17 protein-coding genes are annotated in these 18,621 nt (G+C 74.4%); 7 read left to right on the top strand and 10 right to left on the bottom strand.

All coding sequences use genetic code 11. The features are described from left to right. Positions 1-211: 211 nt before the first annotated feature. Positions 212-907: a TetR/AcrR family transcriptional regulator gene (locus tag LWC33_RS18090; protein WP_233305580.1), complete on the top strand. Its 696-nt coding sequence runs from the start codon at positions 212-214 to the stop codon at positions 905-907. Positions 908-1,042: 135 nt separating this feature from the next. Further along, positions 1,043-2,224, top strand: a complete 1,182-nt coding sequence (locus LWC33_RS18085; RefSeq protein WP_233305579.1) for a DNRLRE domain-containing protein — start codon at positions 1,043-1,045, stop codon at positions 2,222-2,224. On the opposite strand, the gene rocD is transcribed toward LWC33_RS18085, so the two are convergent. From rocD to LWC33_RS18070, 3 genes are all read right to left on the bottom strand, one after another. Next, entirely contained in the window at positions 2,211-3,386 is a 1,176-nt protein-coding gene (rocD, locus tag LWC33_RS18080; protein ID WP_233305625.1) for an ornithine--oxo-acid transaminase, read from the bottom strand. The genes LWC33_RS18085 and rocD overlap by 14 nt on opposite strands. A gap of 89 nt (positions 3,387-3,475) precedes the next feature. After that, positions 3,476-4,312, bottom strand: a complete 837-nt coding sequence (gene ddaH, locus LWC33_RS18075; RefSeq protein ID WP_233305578.1) for a dimethylargininase — start codon at positions 4,310-4,312, stop codon at positions 3,476-3,478. A gap of 137 nt (positions 4,313-4,449) precedes the next feature. Further along, positions 4,450-4,932 carry an Lrp/AsnC family transcriptional regulator gene (locus LWC33_RS18070; RefSeq protein ID WP_233305577.1) on the bottom strand — a complete coding sequence of 161 codons (483 nt, stop codon included), beginning with the start codon at positions 4,930-4,932 and terminating at the stop codon, positions 4,450-4,452. Between LWC33_RS18070 and LWC33_RS18065 the strand changes: the two genes are divergently transcribed. Both LWC33_RS18065 and LWC33_RS18060 read left to right on the top strand, forming a co-directional pair. Next, the gene (locus tag LWC33_RS18065) at positions 4,931-6,193 is read left to right on the top strand and encodes an arginine deiminase (RefSeq protein ID WP_233305576.1); all 1,263 of its coding nucleotides are present in this window, start codon (positions 4,931-4,933) and stop codon (positions 6,191-6,193) included. The two genes, LWC33_RS18070 and LWC33_RS18065, sit on opposite strands and share 2 nt — an antisense overlap. Before the next feature lie 109 nt (positions 6,194-6,302). Then, on the top strand, positions 6,303-7,205 hold the full coding sequence (locus LWC33_RS18060; protein WP_233305575.1) for a S1 family peptidase: 903 nt from the start codon (positions 6,303-6,305) through the stop codon (positions 7,203-7,205). 92 nt (positions 7,206-7,297) lie between these two features. Here LWC33_RS18060 and LWC33_RS18055 read toward each other — a convergent pair whose 3' ends face one another. Together LWC33_RS18055 and LWC33_RS18050 are read right to left on the bottom strand one after the other, a co-directional pair. Then, positions 7,298-8,662: a replication-associated recombination protein A gene (locus tag LWC33_RS18055; RefSeq protein ID WP_233305574.1), complete on the bottom strand. Its 1,365-nt coding sequence runs from the start codon at positions 8,660-8,662 to the stop codon at positions 7,298-7,300. Positions 8,663-8,717: 55 nt separating this feature from the next. Next, a complete protein-coding gene (locus LWC33_RS18050; protein WP_233305573.1) occupies positions 8,718-9,917 on the bottom strand; it encodes a hypothetical protein in 1,200 nt (399 codons plus the stop codon). A gap of 263 nt (positions 9,918-10,180) precedes the next feature. Between LWC33_RS18050 and LWC33_RS18045 the strand changes: the two genes are divergently transcribed. The 3 genes from LWC33_RS18045 to LWC33_RS18035 are packed head-to-tail and all read left to right on the top strand — an operon-like array spanning position 10,181 to position 13,099. Continuing rightward, positions 10,181-11,431, top strand: coding sequence for an aminotransferase-like domain-containing protein (locus LWC33_RS18045; protein WP_233305572.1), 1,251 nt, complete (start codon positions 10,181-10,183; stop codon positions 11,429-11,431). Between the two features lie 11 nt (positions 11,432-11,442). Further along, complete coding sequence (locus LWC33_RS18040) at positions 11,443-11,931, top strand: Lrp/AsnC family transcriptional regulator (RefSeq protein WP_233305571.1); 489 nt, start codon at positions 11,443-11,445, stop codon at positions 11,929-11,931. A gap of 10 nt (positions 11,932-11,941) precedes the next feature. Continuing rightward, positions 11,942-13,099: an aminotransferase class I/II-fold pyridoxal phosphate-dependent enzyme gene (locus LWC33_RS18035; RefSeq protein WP_233305570.1), complete on the top strand. Its 1,158-nt coding sequence runs from the start codon at positions 11,942-11,944 to the stop codon at positions 13,097-13,099. Positions 13,100-13,311: 212 nt separating this feature from the next. Here the strand turns inward: LWC33_RS18035 and LWC33_RS18030 are convergent, their stop codons facing one another. From LWC33_RS18030 to LWC33_RS18010, 5 genes are all read right to left on the bottom strand, one after another. Continuing rightward, a complete protein-coding gene (locus tag LWC33_RS18030; RefSeq protein ID WP_233305569.1) occupies positions 13,312-13,851 on the bottom strand; it encodes an SGNH/GDSL hydrolase family protein in 540 nt (179 codons plus the stop codon). Further along, complete coding sequence (locus LWC33_RS18025) at positions 13,803-14,072, bottom strand: hypothetical protein (RefSeq protein WP_233305568.1); 270 nt, start codon at positions 14,070-14,072, stop codon at positions 13,803-13,805. Before LWC33_RS18025 ends, LWC33_RS18030 begins: the two co-directional genes overlap by 49 nt. Positions 14,073-14,209: 137 nt before the next feature. Further along, positions 14,210-15,415 (bottom strand): hypothetical protein, encoded by a 1,206-nt coding sequence (locus LWC33_RS18020; RefSeq protein ID WP_233305567.1) that lies wholly within the window; start codon positions 15,413-15,415, stop codon positions 14,210-14,212. Between the two features lie 94 nt (positions 15,416-15,509). Beyond that, entirely contained in the window at positions 15,510-17,384 is a 1,875-nt protein-coding gene (aspS, locus tag LWC33_RS18015) for an aspartate--tRNA ligase (protein ID WP_233305566.1), read from the bottom strand. A 100-nt stretch (positions 17,385-17,484) separates the two neighbouring features. Continuing rightward, positions 17,485-18,555: an Rv2578c family radical SAM protein gene (locus tag LWC33_RS18010; protein ID WP_233305565.1), complete on the bottom strand. Its 1,071-nt coding sequence runs from the start codon at positions 18,553-18,555 to the stop codon at positions 17,485-17,487. Positions 18,556-18,621: the final 66 nt, after the last annotated feature.

Genomic DNA, 18,621 nt, shown 5'->3' with positions numbered 1-18,621 from the left:
GCTCCGGACGGAGCGACCGTGCGGCACCCGCCCGGCCGCCGATGGCGGCCCCCGACGGGCCGGTGCCCGTACCGTCCTCCCGGCCGGTGATCGCGGGGCCGTGCCCTGCCCGACGAGACCGTTCGAGATTCAAGTACGTGGTCACCATCTTGGGTGATCCTCGAAATAGAGTCAAGCCCAACTCGGCGCGTTTCGGCTACCGTCCGTCAATGTGACCACCGGCGGAAGCGGCCGTTCGAGCGATGCCCGGGCGCGGGCCGCGCGAACCAAGCGCGACCGCACCCGCCGCGCCCTGTTGGACGCCGCCGACGCCAACTTCGGCGCCCGCGGCTGGAACCGCACGCGTATGGAGGACGTCGCGGCCACCGCGGGCGTGAGCCCGGCGACCGCCTACAACCACTTCCCGAGCAAACACGCCCTCATCGGTCACGTCTACGCTCCACTGGTCGATTCACTCGTCCAGCAGGCGGAGCAGGACCGCAGGGCCGGACGGCCGGTGCTCGACGCACTGCGCGACCAGATCAACGCTCTGACCAGGACGAGCTGGCGCCACCGCGGGCTGACGGCGGCGTTCTGGTACGGGCTCCAGGATTACCTCGCCACCCGCGTCGGCGGGCCGCCCGACCGGGCCGACCTGGGGGACCCGCGCACCCTCGCGCCGGTGCCGGACGCCATCCTCGGACTCCTCGAGGACGGACAGGCATCCGGGGTGCTGCGGCCCTACCCGTCGGCCGTGGAGATCAGCGGGCTGATCGTCAACACCCTGCTCATCCGGGCGGTCAACCGGCCCGACGAGCCGCCCGAGCAGACGGCCGAGCTGTTACTCACCGTGCTATTCGGGACACTCAAGCCGGAGCTGCTCCGCGACGCCCGGGAGGACGAGCGGCCGTTCGCCAGCGGCCAGTGAACGGCCCCGCGGGACGGACGGCAGACGGAGCACGACGAGCGGTCACGAACGGGTGATCCGGTCCCCCGCTGCGGTCGCGTTCCTTGCCGCGGTGCAGCCGGGGTCGTACCTGTACCGATCATGGAACGTCGCGCGATGTCCCGCACCGCCACCCTGCTCTCCCTCGCACTGTCCCTCGGCACGGCCGCCGTCCTCACCGCCGCGCCCGCCGCTGCGGCCACCGTGCCCACTGCCGGTCCCACTGCCGGTCCCACCGCCGGTCCCACCGCCGGTCCCGCCGCCGGTCCCGCCGCCGCGTCCGCCGAGGGCGGGAGCACCACCAGCGCCACCTCCGAGTCCACCGTGCGGCCCGACGGCGCGCGGACGGTCACCCTCTACTCCGGCCCGGTGCGGGTGCAGCGCGGCGCCGAGTGGCTGCCGGTCGACCTCACCCTGCAGGCCGGGCCCGACGGCGTCGTGCGGCCCGCCGCGGCACCCCACGACCTCACGCTGACCCCGACCGGGCCGTCGGTGCGGTACGCGGAGGGCGGGTCGGCCGCCGTGGTGTGGCCGACCCCGCTGCCCGCCCCGCAACTCGACGGGCCGAAGGCCACCTACCGGCAGGTCCGCCCCGGCTACGACCTCGAGGTCGAGGCGACCCGGGCCGGCTTCGTCGCCTCGGTGCGCAAGGACGGCACGCCGACCGGCCCCGCCCCGGACCTGAAGCTCACCGGGAACGCGGAGGCGGTGCCCGACGCCGGCCGTTCCCTGACCGAGGCCGAGTCCGCCGTCAGCCGGGTGGTCGCCGCGGCACCGGTCACCGACGCCGCGCCGGTTCCCTTCGACACGACGACCCAGACGACGGTCAGGAACACCGACGCCTCCGGCGACCCGGATCTGCGGCTCGGCAGCTACGACGGCAAGGAGGCCGCCCGCAGCTACCTCACGTTCGACCTCACCGGGACGAGGTCGGCGACCGTCCGGTCCGCGACGCTCGACCTCTACCAGACCTGGTCCGCGTCCTGCCGGCCGCGCGCCTGGGAGGTGTGGACGCTCCCGGCCGGCGCCGTGGTCGGGCCGAAGCTGCGGTGGGCGAACCAGCCGCAGGGCGACCGCCTGCGTGCGACCAGCACCGACACCCGGGGCAACGCCGCGACGTGCGCGGCGGGCTGGAGCAGCGTCGACGTGACCGGCCTGGTGAAGGAGTGGGCGGCCGCCGGTGCCACCAGCGGCACGGTGATGCTCAAGGCGGCCGACGAGGCCGACCCGCTGTCGTGGAAGCGGTTCGCCTCGGCGGAGACGGCGACCGTCCCGCACCTCACCGTCACGCTCGGCTGAGGACCGCCTGCAGGGTGTCGAGGGCCAGGTGCAGGTCCTGCTCCTCGACGACGAGCGGCGGCGAGAGGCGCAGCGTCGGGCCGTGGGTGTCCTTGGTGAGCACCCCGGCCCGCGCGAGCCGCTCGCCCAGCTCGCGCCCGGTGCCGAGCGCCGGGTCGACGTCGATCCCCGCCCACAGCCCCACCCCGCGCACGGCCGTCAGGCCCGGCATCGCGCGCAGCCGGGCCAGCAGGACCTCGCCGAGCGCGCGGGTGTGGGCGAGCACGACGTCGTCGCGCAGGATCCGGATCACCGCCCGGCCGACCGCGCAGGCCAGCGGGTTCCCGCCGAAGGTCGAGCCGTGCTGCCCGGGTCTGAGGACCCCGAGGACGTCGGCGTCCGCCACCACGGCCGACACCGGCACCACACCGCCGCCGAGGGCCTTGCCGAGCAGGTAGACGTCCGCCTGCACGCCGCCGTGGCCGCGGGTCGCGAGCACGTACCCGGTCCGGCCCAGCCCGGACTGCACCTCGTCGGAGATCCAGAGCACCCCGGTGTCGGTGCAGATCTCCCGCACCGCGCGCAGGTAGCCCTCGGGCGGGACGATCACACCGGCCTCGCCCTGCACCGGCTCGAGCAGCACGGCGACGGTCTCCGGGGTGATCGCGGCGCGCAGGGCCTCGGGGTCGCCGTACGGGACCACGTCGAACCCGGGCGTGAAGGGGCCGAACCCGCCACGGGCCTCCGGGTCGGTGGAGAAGGACACGATCGAGATCGTCCGGCCGTGGAAGGCCCCGGCCGCGACGACCACCCGGGCCCGGTCGGCGGGCACGCCCTTCACCTCGTAGCCCCACTTCCGGGCGACCTTCAGCCCGGACTCGACGGCCTCGGCGCCGGTGTTCATCGGCAGGACCATGTCCTTGCCGAGCAGGGCGGCGAGCTCGGTGCAGAACGGGCCCAGCTGGTCGTTGCCGAACGCCCGGCTGGTCAGCGTCATCCGGTCGAGCTGGGCGTGCGCGGCGGCCCGCAGGACCGGGTTGCCGTGGCCGAAGTTCAGGGCGGAGTAACCGGCGAGGAAGTCGAGGTAGCGGCGGCCCTCGACGTCCGTGACCCAGGCGCCCTCCCCCGTGGAGAGCACCACCGGCAGCGGCGCGTAGTTGTGGGCGGAGTGCTCGGCGAGCATGCGCTCGTGATGCGCGGTCGCGGTCTCGTGCCCGACCGTGGGCTCGTGCGAGATGGTCGGCTCCGCAAGCTTCGCCTCCGGCAAGAGAGTCATGCCCGCACCTCCAACGTGCAGCACTTGGGTCCGCCGCCGCCCTTGAGCAGCTCGGACAGGTCGACGCCGACGGGCTCGTACCCGCGGTCGCGCAGGGCCGCGGCCAGGCCGGCCGCGGCGGCGGGGAGGACGACGTGCCGGCCGTCCGACACGGCGTTGAGGCCGAGGACCGCCGCGTCGGCCGGTGAGGCGAGCACCGCGTCGGGGTAGCGGCCGGCCAGCACCCCGCGGGAGCGGGGCGTGAAGGCCTCGGGCAGGTACGCGATGTCGTGCCCGGACAGCACGGCGACCGCGGTGTCGAGGTGGTAGTAGCGCGGGTCCACGAGCTCCAGGCCGATCGTCGGCCGGCGGAGCACCCGGGCGGCCTCGGCGTGCGCCCGGGGCTCGGTGCGGAACCCGGTTCCGGCGAGCACGACGTCGCCGGCCACGAGGAGGTCGCCCTCGCCCTCGTTGACGTACGTCGGCTCGACGTAGGGCCCGATCTCGACCAGGGCCTTGCGGTAGAGCTCGGCCTCGGCGGCCCGCTGGGGGTGGCGGAAGCGGGCGCCGTAGACCCGGCCGTCGACGATCGTCGCGCCGTTGGCCGCGTAGACCATGTCCGGCAGCCTGGGCTCGGGCTCCACGACGGTCACCTCGTGACCAAGCGCGAGGTAGGTGCGGCGCAGGGCGTCCCACTGCTCGAGGGCCAGGTCGCGGTCGACCGGTGTCCCCGGGTGCATCCAGGGGTTGATCGCGTACTCGACGGCGAAGTACGTGGGCGGGCACACCACGTAGTGCCGCCGTGTCGGTGTCCGGTCCGGGGTCGTCGCCGGACGGGTGAGAACGCTGGTCACGGGGCCTCCCTCGGCGCACCGGGAGTCGCGCCCTCGCGACTCACGACAACGGTAGGGAGGCCTGTGTCGAGTGGACAATCACGCTTCGTTGCCCGTCTGCGCTCGATCGTTGCGTGATCGGCGGCAGGAACGTCGTTTCAGTGCACGGTGGGCGGCGGCCTGCGGATGAGCGGCGAGAGCACCAGCACGGACTTGGTCCGCTCGACGAAACCCTCCGCCCCGATCTGCTCCAGCACCTGCTCGAAGTGCCGCATGTCGGCGGCCACGATGCGGACGAGGGCGTCGGCGTCGCCGGACACGGTGCTCGCGTCGACGACCTCGGCCAGCCCGGCGCAGGCGCGGCGGATCGCCTCCGGCGGGGTCGACGGCCGGCAGTACAGCTCGACGTACCCCTCCACCGTCCAGCCCAGCGCCGCCGGGTCGAGCCGCACGGTGAACGCCTCGATCACGCCGTCGGCCCGGAGCCGGTCCACCCGCCGCTTGACCGCCGACGCCGAGAGCCCGACCTCCGCGCCCAGCTCCGCGAAGCTGCGGCGCGAGTCGGCGACGAGCAGCGTCACGATCTTCTCGTCGAGCGGGTCCCAGCGCACCCGTCCATCTTCGGCCACGATGACGTTCATGCACCCCACGGACACCCCGGACGGGTCCCGTCCCGACCGGGTCTACCGGGTCGACTCGGAGGTCGGCACGCTGCGGCAGGTCCTGCTGCACCGGCCCGGCCTCGAGCTCAAGCGGCTCACCCCGGGCAACAAGGACCAGCTGTTGTTCGACGACGTCCTGTGGGTCCAGCGCGCCCAGGAGGAGCACGACGGCTTCGCGGCCCTGCTGCGCGGGCGCGGCATCGGCGTACACCTGTTCGACCGCCTGCTCCGCGAGACGCTCGAGCTGCCCGAGGCGAAGGCCTACGCGCTCGACCGGATCTTCGACGACCGGATCTACGGCCCGCTCGCCGTCGACGCCCTGCGCAACCTGTTCGACGCGATGGACGTCGACACCCTCACCGAGCACATGATCGGCGGAATCACCAAGCGCGAGGTGCTCGCGCGGATCGACGAGCCGCGGTCCATCGCCTTCCACATCCTCGGCCCGGACGACTTCGTGCTGGAGCCGCTGCCCAACCACCTCTACACCCGGGACACCACGGCCTGGATCCACGGCGGGGTGGCGATCAACAGCATGCGCAAGCTGGCCCGGATGCGCGAAACCGTCCACTACGAGGCGATCTACCGCTGGCACCCGCTGTTCGCCGGCGCCGGCTTCGACGTCTGGTCGTCGGGCTCGGTCAACGGGCCGGCGACCGTCGAGGGCGGCGACATCCTGGTGCTCGGCGACGGCGCGGTGCTGATCGGGATGAGCGAGCGCACGCGGCCGGCGGGCGTCGAGCGGCTGGCCCGGTCGCTGTTCGCCGGCGGCGAGGTGGACCGGATCGTCGCCCTGCGGATGCCGCACGGGCGGGCGCTGATGCACCTCGACACCGTGCTGACGATGGTCGACCACGGCACCTTCGTGAAGTACGCGGGGCTCGGGATGCTGCCGTCGTACACCGTGCGGCCGGGCGACTCGGACAAGGAGATGGTCATGACCGACCATCCGCCGGAGGACATGCACGTCGCGATCGCCGCCGCCCTCGGGCTGGGCTCCCTCCGCGTGCTCACCGCGGAGCAGGACGTGCACTCCGCCGAGCGCGAGCAGTGGGACGACGGCTGCAACCTGCTCGCCGTGGAGCCGGGGGTGGTGGTGACCTACGAGCGCAACGTCACCACCAACGCCTACCTGCGCAGAGAGGGCATCGAGGTGCTGGAGATCCCGGGCAGCGAGCTGGGGCGCGGTCGCGGCGGGCCGCGGTGCATGAGCTGTCCGATCCTGCGCGATCCTGCCTGAACGCTTCCGCCCGGCAGGTCGAATACGCAGCGTGTAACTACTCCGGACGGGTGACGCACGGGCGGGTGGACGGCCGGTCCGGAGGCAACGTCGGCGTCGTTGGCCGTGCGTGGCCGCCCTCGACGGACGGCGCACCGTGGTGCGCCTCCCCGGATTCCGGACCGTGCTCCGTGCCCTGCTCGTCCTCACCGCCGCCGGCGCCCTCACCGGGGCCGGGGTGGCGGCGGCCGCGCCGCAGGAGCCGAAGGCGGCCGCGCCGCTCGCCGCACCCGCTGCCGTCATGGCCCTGCTCGACGCGCGGACCGCGGCCGGCATGCCCGCCGGGATCGCGGACTACGGGATCGAGGGCGACGTCGTCGACGTCCGGCTGGCCGGCGGCCCCTCCCCCGACGTGACCGCACTGCTCGACGGCATTGACCCGGCCCTGCTGCGGATCGAGAGCGGGGCGGGCGCACCGCACCACGAGGCGTTGCGCGGCGGCCAGCGGATCACCGGCGGCAACACCCGTTGCACCCTGGGCTTCTCCGCCGGCTCGGGGGCCCAGGACTGGATCATCACCGCGGGGCACTGCACCCGCGAGTCCGACGAGTGGCTCGACGACAACGGCGAGGTCATCGGCGACGGCGCGAAGACCGCGAGCAACGGCGTCGACGTCGGGGCCGTGCCCGTCACCTCCTCCACGGCCGCACTGCCCGACGTCGCCTCGGTGCCGGTCCGGGGCACGGTGCCCGCGCCGATCGGTTCCACGGTGTGCCTCTACGGCAGCACCAGCGGCAAGACCTGCGGCAGCGTGACCGCCCGCGACCGGACCGTGAACTTCGACGGGCAGCAGCAGCGCGGCATGGTGGTGGCCTCGATCTGCACCGCGCAGGGCGACTCCGGCGGCCCGTACATCACCGCCGACGGGCAGGCGCAGGGCGTGCACAGCGGCGCCGGCGCCGGCTGCACCGCCTACTTCACCCCGATCGACCAGGCGCTGAGCTCGCTGGGCCTGACCCTCCGCACCGCCTGAGCGCCTGTCGGAATCGCGTTAGGGAACCACAACGCGTCAAAAGCGGGCTCCCGAGCGCGTTATGGTTCCAGAGTGCGCCTTTGCGGCTGGGCTCAGCGGCCGCGGACGGCGCGGCGGAGCTTGGGCAGGCGTTCGGCGAGGACCCGCTCGGCGCCGTGCGTGGTGGGCTCGTAGTAGTCCTTGCCGACGAGGTCGTCCGGCGGGTACTGCTGCGCGAGCACCCCGTCGGGCGTGCTGTGCGGGTAGCGGTAGCCCACGGCGTTGCCCAACTTCTGCGCGCCGGCGTAGTGCCCGTCCCGCAGGTGCGCCGGCACCGCCCCGACCGCGCCGGCCCGCACGTCGCCCATCGCGGCGTCGATCGCCGCGATCACGGCGTTGGACTTGGGCGCGGTGGCCAGGTGCACCGTGGCCTGCGCCAGCGCGAGCCGCGCCTCCGGCATCCCGACGAGCTGCACGACCTGCGCGGCCGCCGTGGCCGCCTGCAGGGCCGTGGGATCGGCGAGGCCGATGTCCTCGCTCGCGTGGACCATCAACCGCCGCGCGATGAACCGCGGGTCCTCCCCCGCGACGATCATCCTGGCCAGGTAGTGCAGTGCGGCGTCCGGATCGGAGCCGCGGATGGACTTGATGAACGCGCTGATCACGTCGTAGTGCTGGTCGCCGGCCCGGTCGTAGCGGACCGCGACCTCGGTGACCGCCCGCTCGACGGCCGCCAGGTCGACGACCCCGGTGCCGTCCGCCAGCACCCCGTCGGCCGCCGCCTCCAGCGCGGTGAGGGCACGGCGCGCGTCGCCCGCGGACAGCCGGACGAGGGCCGCCTCGCCGTCCTCGGCCAGCGTGACGGCGCCGTTGAGGCCCTGCTCCGCGCTCACGGCGCGGCGGAGCACCTCGCGGACCTCGTCCTCGTCGAGCGACTGCAGCTGCAGGACCAGCGAGCGGGACAGCAGCGGCGAGACGACCGAGAAGGACGGGTTCTCGGTGGTCGCCGCGACCAGCAGCACCACCCGGTCCTCGACCGCGCCGAGCAGCGCGTCCTGCTGGGTCTTGGAGAAGCGGTGCACCTCGTCGATGAACAGCACGGTGGAGCCGCCGTGGTAGTCCCGGCGGCGCCGCGCGTCGTCGATCACGGCGCGCAGCTCCTTGACCCCCGCGGACAGCGCCGAGAGCGCCACGAAGTGCCGCTCGCCCGCCCGTGCCATCAGCCGGGCGAGCGTGGTCTTGCCGGTGCCGGGCGGGCCGTAGAGCAGCACCGAGGCCGGGGCGCCGCCCTCGAGCAGCCGGCGGAGCGGGGCACCGGGCTTGAGCAGGTGCCGCTGCCCGACCACCTCGTCGAGCGAGCGCGGCCGCATCCGCACGGCGAGCGGCGCGCCCGGGGCCGGGCGCGCCTCCTCCGCGGCGGCCTCCGGGGACCCGGAGGGCTCGCCGATGTCGAACAGACCGTCGGATGCAGTGCTCATCGGTGTCCAGGGTGCCACTGGGCACCGACGGTTCCGGCACGAGCCGGGCCGCTGGCTACGAGTGCAGCTCCTGGACCAGCGTCGGCGTGCCGACCTGGGGGTTCTCCTTGTTGCGCAGCGAGGCGTAGGTGACGACGGCGACGCCGGCCGCGGCCAGGGTCACCGGCAGGCTGAGGATGCCGACGAGGATCGAGAACGTGGCGGAGTTCGGCGACGCGAACAGGCCCACGATCGCGGTGACGATCCAGCGGTAGACCCCCGCGGCGATGACGGCGGTGATCAGCCGGCCCGCGGTCGGCCAGAAGTGCGGGTTGACCAGCGTGAACGTGCGTCCGATGCCGGCGCGCTCGTACATGATCACGCCGGTGAGCGTCGCCGCGAACACGATCAGCAGGTAGAGGCCCGGGATCACCAGCAGGAAGAACCCGATCACGACGAGGATGCCCGCGAGGATCCCCCAGCCCAGCAGCGGCAGGGCCCGGCCGGCCGCGAAGGACAGGGCCTCCCCGGCGCCCACCGGCTGCTCGGCCGCCTGCCGGGTCACCACGTAGACCGAGGCGCCCTGGGCGAGCAGCGACACCGCGACCACGATGATCATCGAGAGGCCCGCACCGATCGCCACCCCGACCGCGCCGCCGCCGGTGGCGACGACGAGCGAGATGATCGCACCGATGATCAGCGCCGGCAGCGCGGTGGCGATCTGGATCAGCAGCAGGGGCTGCCAGCTGCGCCCGAGGACGGCGAGGACCTTGGTCCACCAGTCCGAGAAGTCGGCGGCGACCAGCGGGTCCGCGAGCGGCGCCGGAACCCCGCCGCCGTACTCGGCGGGCGGGCCGTAGCCGTAGGGCTGCTGCCCGTACCCCTGCTGGCCGTACCCCTGCTGCCCGTAGCCCTGCTGGCCGGCGCCCTGCTGCTCGTACCCCGGTTGCCCGTACCCGGCGGGCGGCGGGTAGCCCTGGGCCCCGTAGCCCTGGCCGGGCTGCCCCTGCGCGGGCTGTCCCGGGCCGGGCCCGTAGCCCGGGGGCGGGGCCTGGCCGTACCCGCCCGGGCCGTACCCACCCTGCCCGTACTGGCCCTGGCCGGGCTGGCCCTGCGGCCCGGGGCCGTAGCCCTGCGGGGGCGGACCCTGGCCCTGACCCGGCGGCGGGTACCCGCCGGGCGGCTCCTGCCCGCCCTGCTGGGGCGGGGCCGAGCCGGGCTGCGGGGCGCCCTGCTCGCCGGACTGGTGGCGGTCGTCACCCGACGGGTTGCTCATACCCGGCAAGGTAGAGCGTCCGACCACGTCGGTCACCGGGTCGGAAGTCCTGTGATCCGTTTGCAACCTGTTTGGGCGGTTCCCAGCATTCGGGAAGCTGGTTCCGGATCGCAGGAAGCGAGGCGCACTATCGATACGGGCGCCGGTCCACCCGATCCGCGCCCGTGCTTCCGCGGACGATCCCCGCGGGACGGCCCGGCCCTCCCGGTGACCACCGGGAGCGCCCGGTCCCCGCCCGTGCCCCACCTCTCCGCGAGGCTATCGTGACCAGTACCGACCTTCGCCCCGCCCCGTCGACCGCCCCGGCCGCCCCGCCCCCGGTCGCACTCGCCGCCCGGCTCGCCGGGATCCGCGGGTCCGCGATCCGGGACCTGCTCACCCTCACCGCGCGCGACGACGTGCTGAGCCTGGCCGGCGGCCTGCCCGCCGCCGACCTCATGCCGCGCGAGCGCATCGCCGCCGCCGCCGACCGGGCGCTGCGGTCCCCCGCCGCCGTGCAGTACTCCGAGACGGCGGGGCTCGCCCACCTGCGCGAGGTGGTGGCCGGGCACGAGACCGGCCGGACCGGGCGGGCGATCGCGCCCGCCGACGTCGTCGTCACGAGCGGGTCGCAGCAGGCCCTGGACCTGCTCGCCCGCGCCCTGCTCGACCCCGGCGACCCGGTGGCCGTCGAGGACCCGGTGTACGTCGGGGCGCTGCAGGTCCTGCAGGCGGCGGGCGCCGAGGTCCACCCGGTCCCGCTCGACGCCGACGGGATGTGCGTCGACATCCTGGCCGCGCGGCTCGGGGCCGGGTTCCGGCCCCGCCTGGTGCACACGGTGTCGAGCTTCCACAACCCGCGCGGCGTCACGATGAGCCAGGAGCGCCGCCGGGCCCTCGCCGGGCTGGCCGAGCGCTACGGCTTCCTGGTCGTCGAGGACGACCCGTACGGCCTGCTGGCCTTCGACGGCACCCCGCCACGCCCGCTGGCCGCGCACGGCGAGCGCGTCGTGCGGCTCGGCAGCGCGTCGAAGGTGCTGGCCCCGTCCCTGCGGGTCGGCTGGCTGGTCGCACCCCCGGTACTGGCCGCCGCCGTCGAGCGGCTCAAGCAGTCCACGGACCTCTGCGGCTCCTCGCTCACCCAGATGATCACCGCCGAGCTGCTGGCCGACGAGCCGTGGTTCGCCGCGCACGTCGACGGCGTCCGGCGCGAGAACCGGGACCGGGCCGCGGCCCTCACCGCCGCGGTCGACGCGGAGTTCGGCGCCGCCGTCGCCCGTTCCACCCCGGCCGGCGGCATGTTCTGCTGGCTGGAGTTCGCCGACGGCACCGACACCACGGCGCTCCTGCCGACCGCCCTGGAGCACGGCGTGGGCTTCGTGCCGGGCGCGGCCTTCTCCGTCGACGCCGCGGCGGACGGGGGCCCCGGGCTCCGCTCGGCCGCCCGGCTCTGCTTCGCGACCTACCCGCCCGATGTGCTGACCGAGGCCGTCCGGCGGCTCGCCCGGGCCGCCGACGGCCGCATCGGGCAGTAGGGTCGGGGACCGTGCGCGAGATCCTGGAGCTGCTGGAGCGGGACGCGTCGTTGAGCCACGACACCCTGGCCACCATGATCGGTCGGCCCGTCGCCGAGGTGTCGGCCCAGATCGCGGCGTGGGAGGAGGCCGGCGTCATCCGCCGGTACAAGGCGGTCGTCGACTGGGAGAAGGTCGACGGCACGGAGGCCACGGAGGTGACCGCGTTCATCGACGTCGCGGTCGCCCCGGCGCGGGGGGTCGGCTTCGACGACGTCGCCGAACGGATCTCGCGGTTCGACGAGGTGCGCAGCTGCTACCTGGTGTCCGGGGGGCACGACCTGCGCTGCACCGTCGTCGGGTCGAACATCCGCGCGGTCAGCGACTTCGTGAGCCGCAAGCTCTCCACCATCGACCGGGTCACGGCGACCGCCACGCACTTCGTGCTGCACACGCACAAGCGCGACGGCGACACCTTCTTCGAGCCCGAGCCCGACCACCGGCTGCGCGTGACCCCGTGAGGAGCGCCCGATGAAGCCGCTCAACGACGTCATCTCCGCCTGTCCACCGTCGGGCATCCGGCGCTTCTTCGACATCGCCGCCGAGATGGACGACGTGATCTCCCTCGGCGTGGGCGAGCCGGACTTCGTCACGCCGTGGCGGATCCGCGAGGCCGGCATCTTCGCCCTCGAGCACGGCTACACGACCTACACCTCCAACGCGGGCCTGCCGCAGCTGCGCCGGCTGATCTGCGCGGAGCTGGAGAAGCGGTACGCCGCGCAGTACGCCTGGGACACCGAGTGCCTCATCACCACCGGGGTGTCCGAGGGGCTGGACCTGGCGTTGCGGGTGCTGCTCAACCCCGGCGACGAGGTGGTCGTGCCGGAGCCCTGCTACGTGGCCTACGAGCCGTGCGTCTCGTTCGCGGGCGGCACCCCGGTGCGCGTGGCCACGCGGTGGGAGGCCGACTTCGCGATCGACCCCGCCGCCGTCGAGGCCGCGATCACCCCGCGCACCAAGGCGATCCTCATCGGCTCCCCCGCGAACCCGACGGGTGCGGTGCAGCCACGGGCCGCGCTGGAGGGCCTGGTCCGGCTGGCCGAGAAGCACGACCTCTACCTGATCTCCGACGAGATCTACGACCGGCTGACCTACGACGACACCCACGTCTGCCTGGGCGCGGTGCCCGGCGCCCGGGAGCGCACCGTGGTGCTCGGCGGGTTCTCCAAGGCGCAGGCGATGACGGGCTGGCGGGTCGGCTGGATCTGCGCGCCGCAGGCCGTGGCCGAGCTGTGCGTGCGGGTGCACCAGTACACGATGCTGTGCGCACCCCACGTCTCGCAGATCGCCGCGGTGGAGGCGCTCGAGGAGGCCGACGGCGACGTCCGCGAGATGGTCGCGGACTACGACCGGCGCCGCCGCGTGTTCGCGAAGGGCCTGCGCGAGATCGGGCTGGAGTGCCCGGAGCCGGGCGGCGCCTTCTACGCCTTCCCGTCCATCCGGTCGTCGGGGCTGGACTCCGAGACCTTCGCCGAGCGACTCCTCCACGAGGAGAGCGTGGCCGTGGTGCCCGGCAACGTGTTCGGGCCCTCCGGCGAGGGGCATATCCGGTGCTCGTACGCGACCGCGCTGCCGCAGCTGGAGGAGGCGCTCGTGCGCATCGACCGGTTCCTCGGCTCGCTGCGGTAGCCGTCCCACGGCGACAACCGTCGCCGGATCGCAACACTGCGCGGCGTGGCGTTCACGGCACGGCAACGCGACCGGTCCATCCTTCGGGGGCATGGACGACGGCACACCTGTCCCTGCCCGCCCGACCCAGACCTGCACCGTCTGCGCCGGTCCCCGGACCGTGAACGACGTCCGCGGACTGGCCTGGAGCAGCCATCACGCCGACGGTGTGGTCAGCTGGGTGTGCGGGCCCTGCACCCGCGCCCACCTCGTCGAGATCGAGACGGGCCGCCCGGTCCGGCCCGCCGCGCTCCCCCGCTCCGCCTAGGAGACCTCCTGCTCCGGCGCCCCGGCGCGAGTCGGGCGGCCGGCGCCCGTCCGCCCGCGAGGAGGCCGTGCAGGATCACCGGGCCGAGGTCGCGGCCGCGGCGCACCAGCCAGGGCGTGCCGCGCACCACGATCCACGCGGCCCGGTGGAACGCGGTGATCTCGCGCCGGCCGCCGCAGGCGATCGGCACGGGGGCGGGCACCGCGAAGCCCGAGCTCGCCAGCAGCTCCCCCGCTGCCCGGGCGAGCAGCCGGTGCCCGAGCTCCGAGGGGTGCAGCCGGTCGACGCTCCACGCCGCGCGCTCGTAGCCGCCGGGGAGCAGGTGCAGGTCCAGCACCCCCACCCCGGGGCCGTCCGCGCCCGCGATCGCCGCGTCGATCGCCGAGTTCAGTGCGGTCACCCGGGTCCGCAGCGCCTCCCGCAGCCGCCCCGGCAGCCGGAACACGCGGGTGTGGTCGTGGTAGCGCGGTTGAGCAGCCGGGTCCCGGGCCCGAGGGTGTCGCGGAGCAGGACGGGGAAGCCCCGCCGGCCGCCGCCGGGCAGCGGGTCCCCCAGCCCGACGGCCGTCGAGTCGCCGAGGGTGGCCAGGGTGGTGACGGGGCGGCTCGGGCCGGTGGGGGTGGTCGTCGGGAGGGTACGGACGGGTCGCACGCTCGGCACGGACACGAGCGCATGATCGGGTCGCGAGGCTCCGCGGCGGTGTGCGCGTGGTGACGCGTCGCGACGGCCGCCTGAAATCCGTGGAGCGGGATCCCCGCACTCCCTGGAGCGGATCCCGCGGGGCGGACCTGCCCGGACGACCCTCAGGCCAGGCTGCGGAAGGCGGGGTAGAGCGGCAGCCGGCCGGAGCCGTTGTCCGAGGGGTCGTCGAACCGGCGTTGCAGGGCCGCGGCCATCTGGTGGGCCAGGTCGACGGTGGCCGGACGCCCGCCGTCCGCGGCGGCACCCGCTAGCCGCCGCCAGTAGTCCGCCAGCGCGGCACTGATCCGCGGGGACCGGCCGGGGTCGATCCCGATCCGCGTCTCACCGGCCACGACCCGCGGCAGCAGCCACCAGGTGCAGAGCCAGACCCACAGCAGCTGGGCGTCGAGGAGGCGGGCCCGCAGCAGCGCCGGGTCGTCGAGGTCCGGCCACACCGTGGCGATCTCGTTGCGCCAGGCCTCGAGCATGGCCTCGGCCATCCCGTCGGGCAGCGCGAAGCTCGACTCGCAGGCCGGGAACGGGACGCGGAAGTAGGCGGCGTCGAGCGCGACGTCGCGGAAGCAGCCCCATTCGAAGTCGACGAACCGGACCCCGCGGCCGGTCACGAGGTTGTTGTCCGGGCAGGTGTCCGACGGGCTGAACGCCCGGTAGCGGGTGCCGCCCAGCAGCCGCGCGGTCTCCCGCGCCTCCGTCTCGGCGGCCGCACTGACCGTCACGCCCAGCACCTCGGCGACCAGCTCGGGCACCCCCGCGAAGGCCGCGCGCGCCTCGTCGGCGACCGGGTCCCGCCGAGCCTTCTCCCCCAGCCGGCGCAGCAGCGCACCGAAGTCGTTCTCCCGGCCGGCCGTGGCCGCCTGCATGCGGCCGAGCGCCCGGGCCCAGCTCAGCAGGCATCGCTGTGCCGCAACAGGATCCGGCGCGAACAGCATGTCGGCCAGCGTGGAGCTGCGGCCCAGGTCCTCCAGCACGAGCAGCCGGGCCGCCGGGTCGTGTGCGATGAGCACCGGGCTGGGCCGGGCGTCGGCCGGGAGCGCGGTGAACAGCTGGCAGCTCGCGACCTCGAAGTGGAACGGGTCCGGCCGGTTCCCGTCGGGCTCGCCGACGTACTGCTTCACCACGAGGGTGCGCGGCAGCGAGAACGGGTTGCGCGCCACCCGGGCACGCGCCACCACCGACCGTTCGCTGCCACCGAGGTCCTCCGGGTCCGCCAGGACCACGGTGGCCCCGGCCCGCCGGGTGAGCAGGCGTTCCGCCGCGGCCAACGCGGTGAGCACGGGCCTGGGGAAGCCGGCCAGGTCGCGTGACATCACCGTCGACCCTACCCCGACGGGAGCGCCCGGCCGCGGTTCCGGTCCTGCCTGTCACGCAACGGGTGCGCCGCGCCGCGAGGGGCCACCGGGGTCAGGCCCCGCCGCCCCGCGCGTCCGTCTCCGCCGCCGTCTCGGCCGTCGTGTCCGCTGCCTTCTCCGGCGCCTTCCCCGTGGCCTTCGCGCCCGTCGCGCCCGGACCGGCCGGCTTCGGCGGTACGGCGTCGACCCCGGCCTCCTTGCGCTGCTCCGGGGTGATCGGGGCGGGCGCCGCGGTGAGCGGGTCGTAGCCGCCGCCGGTCTTCGGGAAGGCGATGACCTCGCGGATCGAGTCCTCGCCGGCGAGCAGCGCGGTGATCCGGTCCCAGCCGAACGCGATGCCGCCGTGCGGGGGCGGGCCGAACGCGAAGGCGTCGAGCAGGAAGCCGAACTTCTCCTGCGCCTCCTCCTCGGACAGGCCCATGATCTCGAAGACGCGCTTCTGGACGTCCGCCCGGTGGATACGGATGGAGCCGCCGCCGATCTCGTTCCCGTTGCAGACGATGTCGTAGGCGTAGGCCAGCGCGTTGCCCGGGTCGGACTCGAACTTGTCGATCCAGTCCGGGGTCGGCGAGGTGAAGGCGTGGTGGAGGGCCGTCCACTTGCCGTGCCCGACGGCCACGTCGTCCGTCTCGTCGGCCGCCTCGAACAGCGGGAAGTCGACGACCCAGACGAAGGACCAGGCGCTCTCGTCCAGCTGGCCGGTGCGCCGGGCGATCTCGCTGCGGGCGGCGCCAAGCAGGGCGCGGGCCTCGTTCGGGCGGCCGGCGGCGAAGAAGATGCAGTCGCCGGGCTTCGCGCCGACGGCGGCGGGCAGGCCCGCGCGCTCCTCCTCCGACAGGTTCTTGACGACCGGGCCCTTCTCGGAGACCGTCCCGTCCTCGTCGACCAGCACGTAGGCCAGCCCGCGGGCGCCGCGCTGCTTGGCCCACTCCTGCCAGGCGTCGAGCTGCTTGCGGGGCTGGCTCGCGCCGCCCTGCATGACGACCGCGCCGACGTACGGGTTCTGGAACACCCGGAAGCCGGTGGTGGCGAAGTACTCGGTGAGCTCGGTGAGCTCGATGTCGAAGCGCAGGTCGGGCTTGTCCGAGCCGTAGCGGGACATGGCCTCGGCGTAGCTGATCCGGCGGACGGGCCCGACCTCGTGCCCGATCAGCGCCCACAGCGCGGTGAGGATCTCCTCGGCCAGGCCGATGACGTCGTCCTGCTCGACGAAGCTCATCTCGATGTCGAGCTGGGTGAACTCCGGCTGCCGGTCGGCGCGGAAGTCCTCGTCCCGGTAGCAGCGGGCGATCTGGTAGTAGCGCTCCATGCCGCCGACCATGAGCAGCTGCTTGAACAGCTGCGGGGACTGCGGCAGCGCGTACCAGGAGCCGGGCTTGAGCCGGGCGGGGACCAGGAAGTCCCGGGCGCCCTCGGGCGTGGAGCGGGTCAGCGTGGGGGTCTCGATCTCCACGAAGTCGTGTGCTTCGAGGACGCCGCGCGCGGCCTTGTTCACCGCGCTGCGCAGCTTGATCGCCGCGGCGGGCTCGGGCCGGCGCAGGTCGAGGTACCGGTACTTGAGCCGGACCTCCTCGCCGACGCCCGTGTGCTCGTCGATCGGGAAGGGCAGCGGCGCGGACTCGGACAGCACGACGAGGTCGGTGACCGTGACCTCGATGGCGCCGGTGGACAGCTCGGGGTTCTCGTTGCCCGCCGGCCGCGCGACGACCTCGCCGGTCACCTGCAGGCAGAACTCCGACCGCAGCCGGTGCGCGCGCTCGGCCATCTCGCCCTCGCGGAACACGATCTGGGCCGAGCCGCTCGAGTCGCGCAGGTCCACGAAGATGACGCCGCCGTGATCGCGGCGACGGGCCACCCATCCGGCGAGGGTCACGGTCTGGCCGGCGTGCTCGGCACGCAGGGTGCCGACGGGGTGGGTTCGCATCACGGTCGGCAAGGCTATCCGCCCACACCGGGCAGCGTTCCACCAGGTTTCCGCGCCGGCGCACGAACGGTGCCCCCGGGCGGCCGGCCCGGGTCCCTGCCGGTCAGAGCAGGGTGAGCTGCTCGACGACCGGCGCGGCAAGGTGCTCGGCGGGCGGGGCCTGGCCCGCCACCTCCGAGGCCGGGAAACCGCCGTCGCCGCCGGAGGTGCGCTGCACGCCCGGGCCGCGGTCCAGCCCGTGCCGATGCAGCAGCGGGCGGACCCGCTCGGCCAGCGCCCGCCGGTACTCCGCGTCGACGTACGCCCCGCGCCGGTAGAGCCGCTCGTAGGTCGGCACCAGCGCCGGGTACTCCCGCGCGAGCCACCCCATGAACCACTCCCGGGTGCCCGGCCGCAGGTGCAGCGCCAGCACGCTCACCCCGGACGCGCCGGCCGCCCGCACCCGCTCCAGCAGCGCGTCGAGCGCCTCGGCCGAGTCGGTGAGCAGCGGGAGCACCGGCGCCACCATCACGCCACAGTCCAGACCGGCGTCGGCGATCCGTTTCACCAGGTCGAGCCGGGCCGGCGGCGACGGCGTGCCGGGCTCGAGCCGGGCCTGCAGCGCCCGGTCGGCGAGCGCGAGCGAGACCCCGAGGCCGACCGGCACCTCGCCCGCCGCGGCCGCGAGATCGGGCAGGTCGCGACCGAGCACGGTGCCCTTGGTGAGGATCGAGAAGGGGGTGCCCGAGCCCGTGAGCGCCCGGATGACCTCCGGCATCAGCCGGTGCCGGCCCTCAGCGCGCTGGTACGGGTCGGTGTTGGTGCCCATGGCCACCGGTTCCCGGGCCCACCTCGGGCGGGCCAGCTCGCGTGCCAGCACCCGCCCGACGTTCACCTTCACCACGATCTGCGAGTCGAAGTCCGCCCCCGCGTCGAGGTCGAGGTAGGTGTGGGTGTTGCGCGCGAAGCAGTAGACGCAGGCGTGCGAGCAGCCGCGGTACGGGTTCACGGTCCAACGGAAGGGCATCGGTGAGCTCCCCGGCACCCGGTTCAGCGCGGACTTCGCCTCCACCTCGTGGAACACCGTGCCGGCGAACTCCGGGGTGCGCACCGACCGCAGCAGGCCGCGCAGCCCCGGGAGGGCGGCCGCCTCGCCCACGCCGTCCGTCAGCACCTGCTGCCCGCTCCACCGCATCGCTTCAGTCGAACACATGTTCGAGCCCGTGGCAAGTTCCCGGTCCATCCGGCAGGATCCGTCGCC

This window comes from Pseudonocardia terrae (assembly GCF_021343995.1).
Lineage (GTDB): Bacteria > Actinomycetota > Actinomycetes > Mycobacteriales > Pseudonocardiaceae > Pseudonocardia > Pseudonocardia terrae.
The sequence above is the reverse complement of the archived record's forward strand: the minus strand, read 5'-3'. Positions and strand labels throughout refer to the sequence as shown.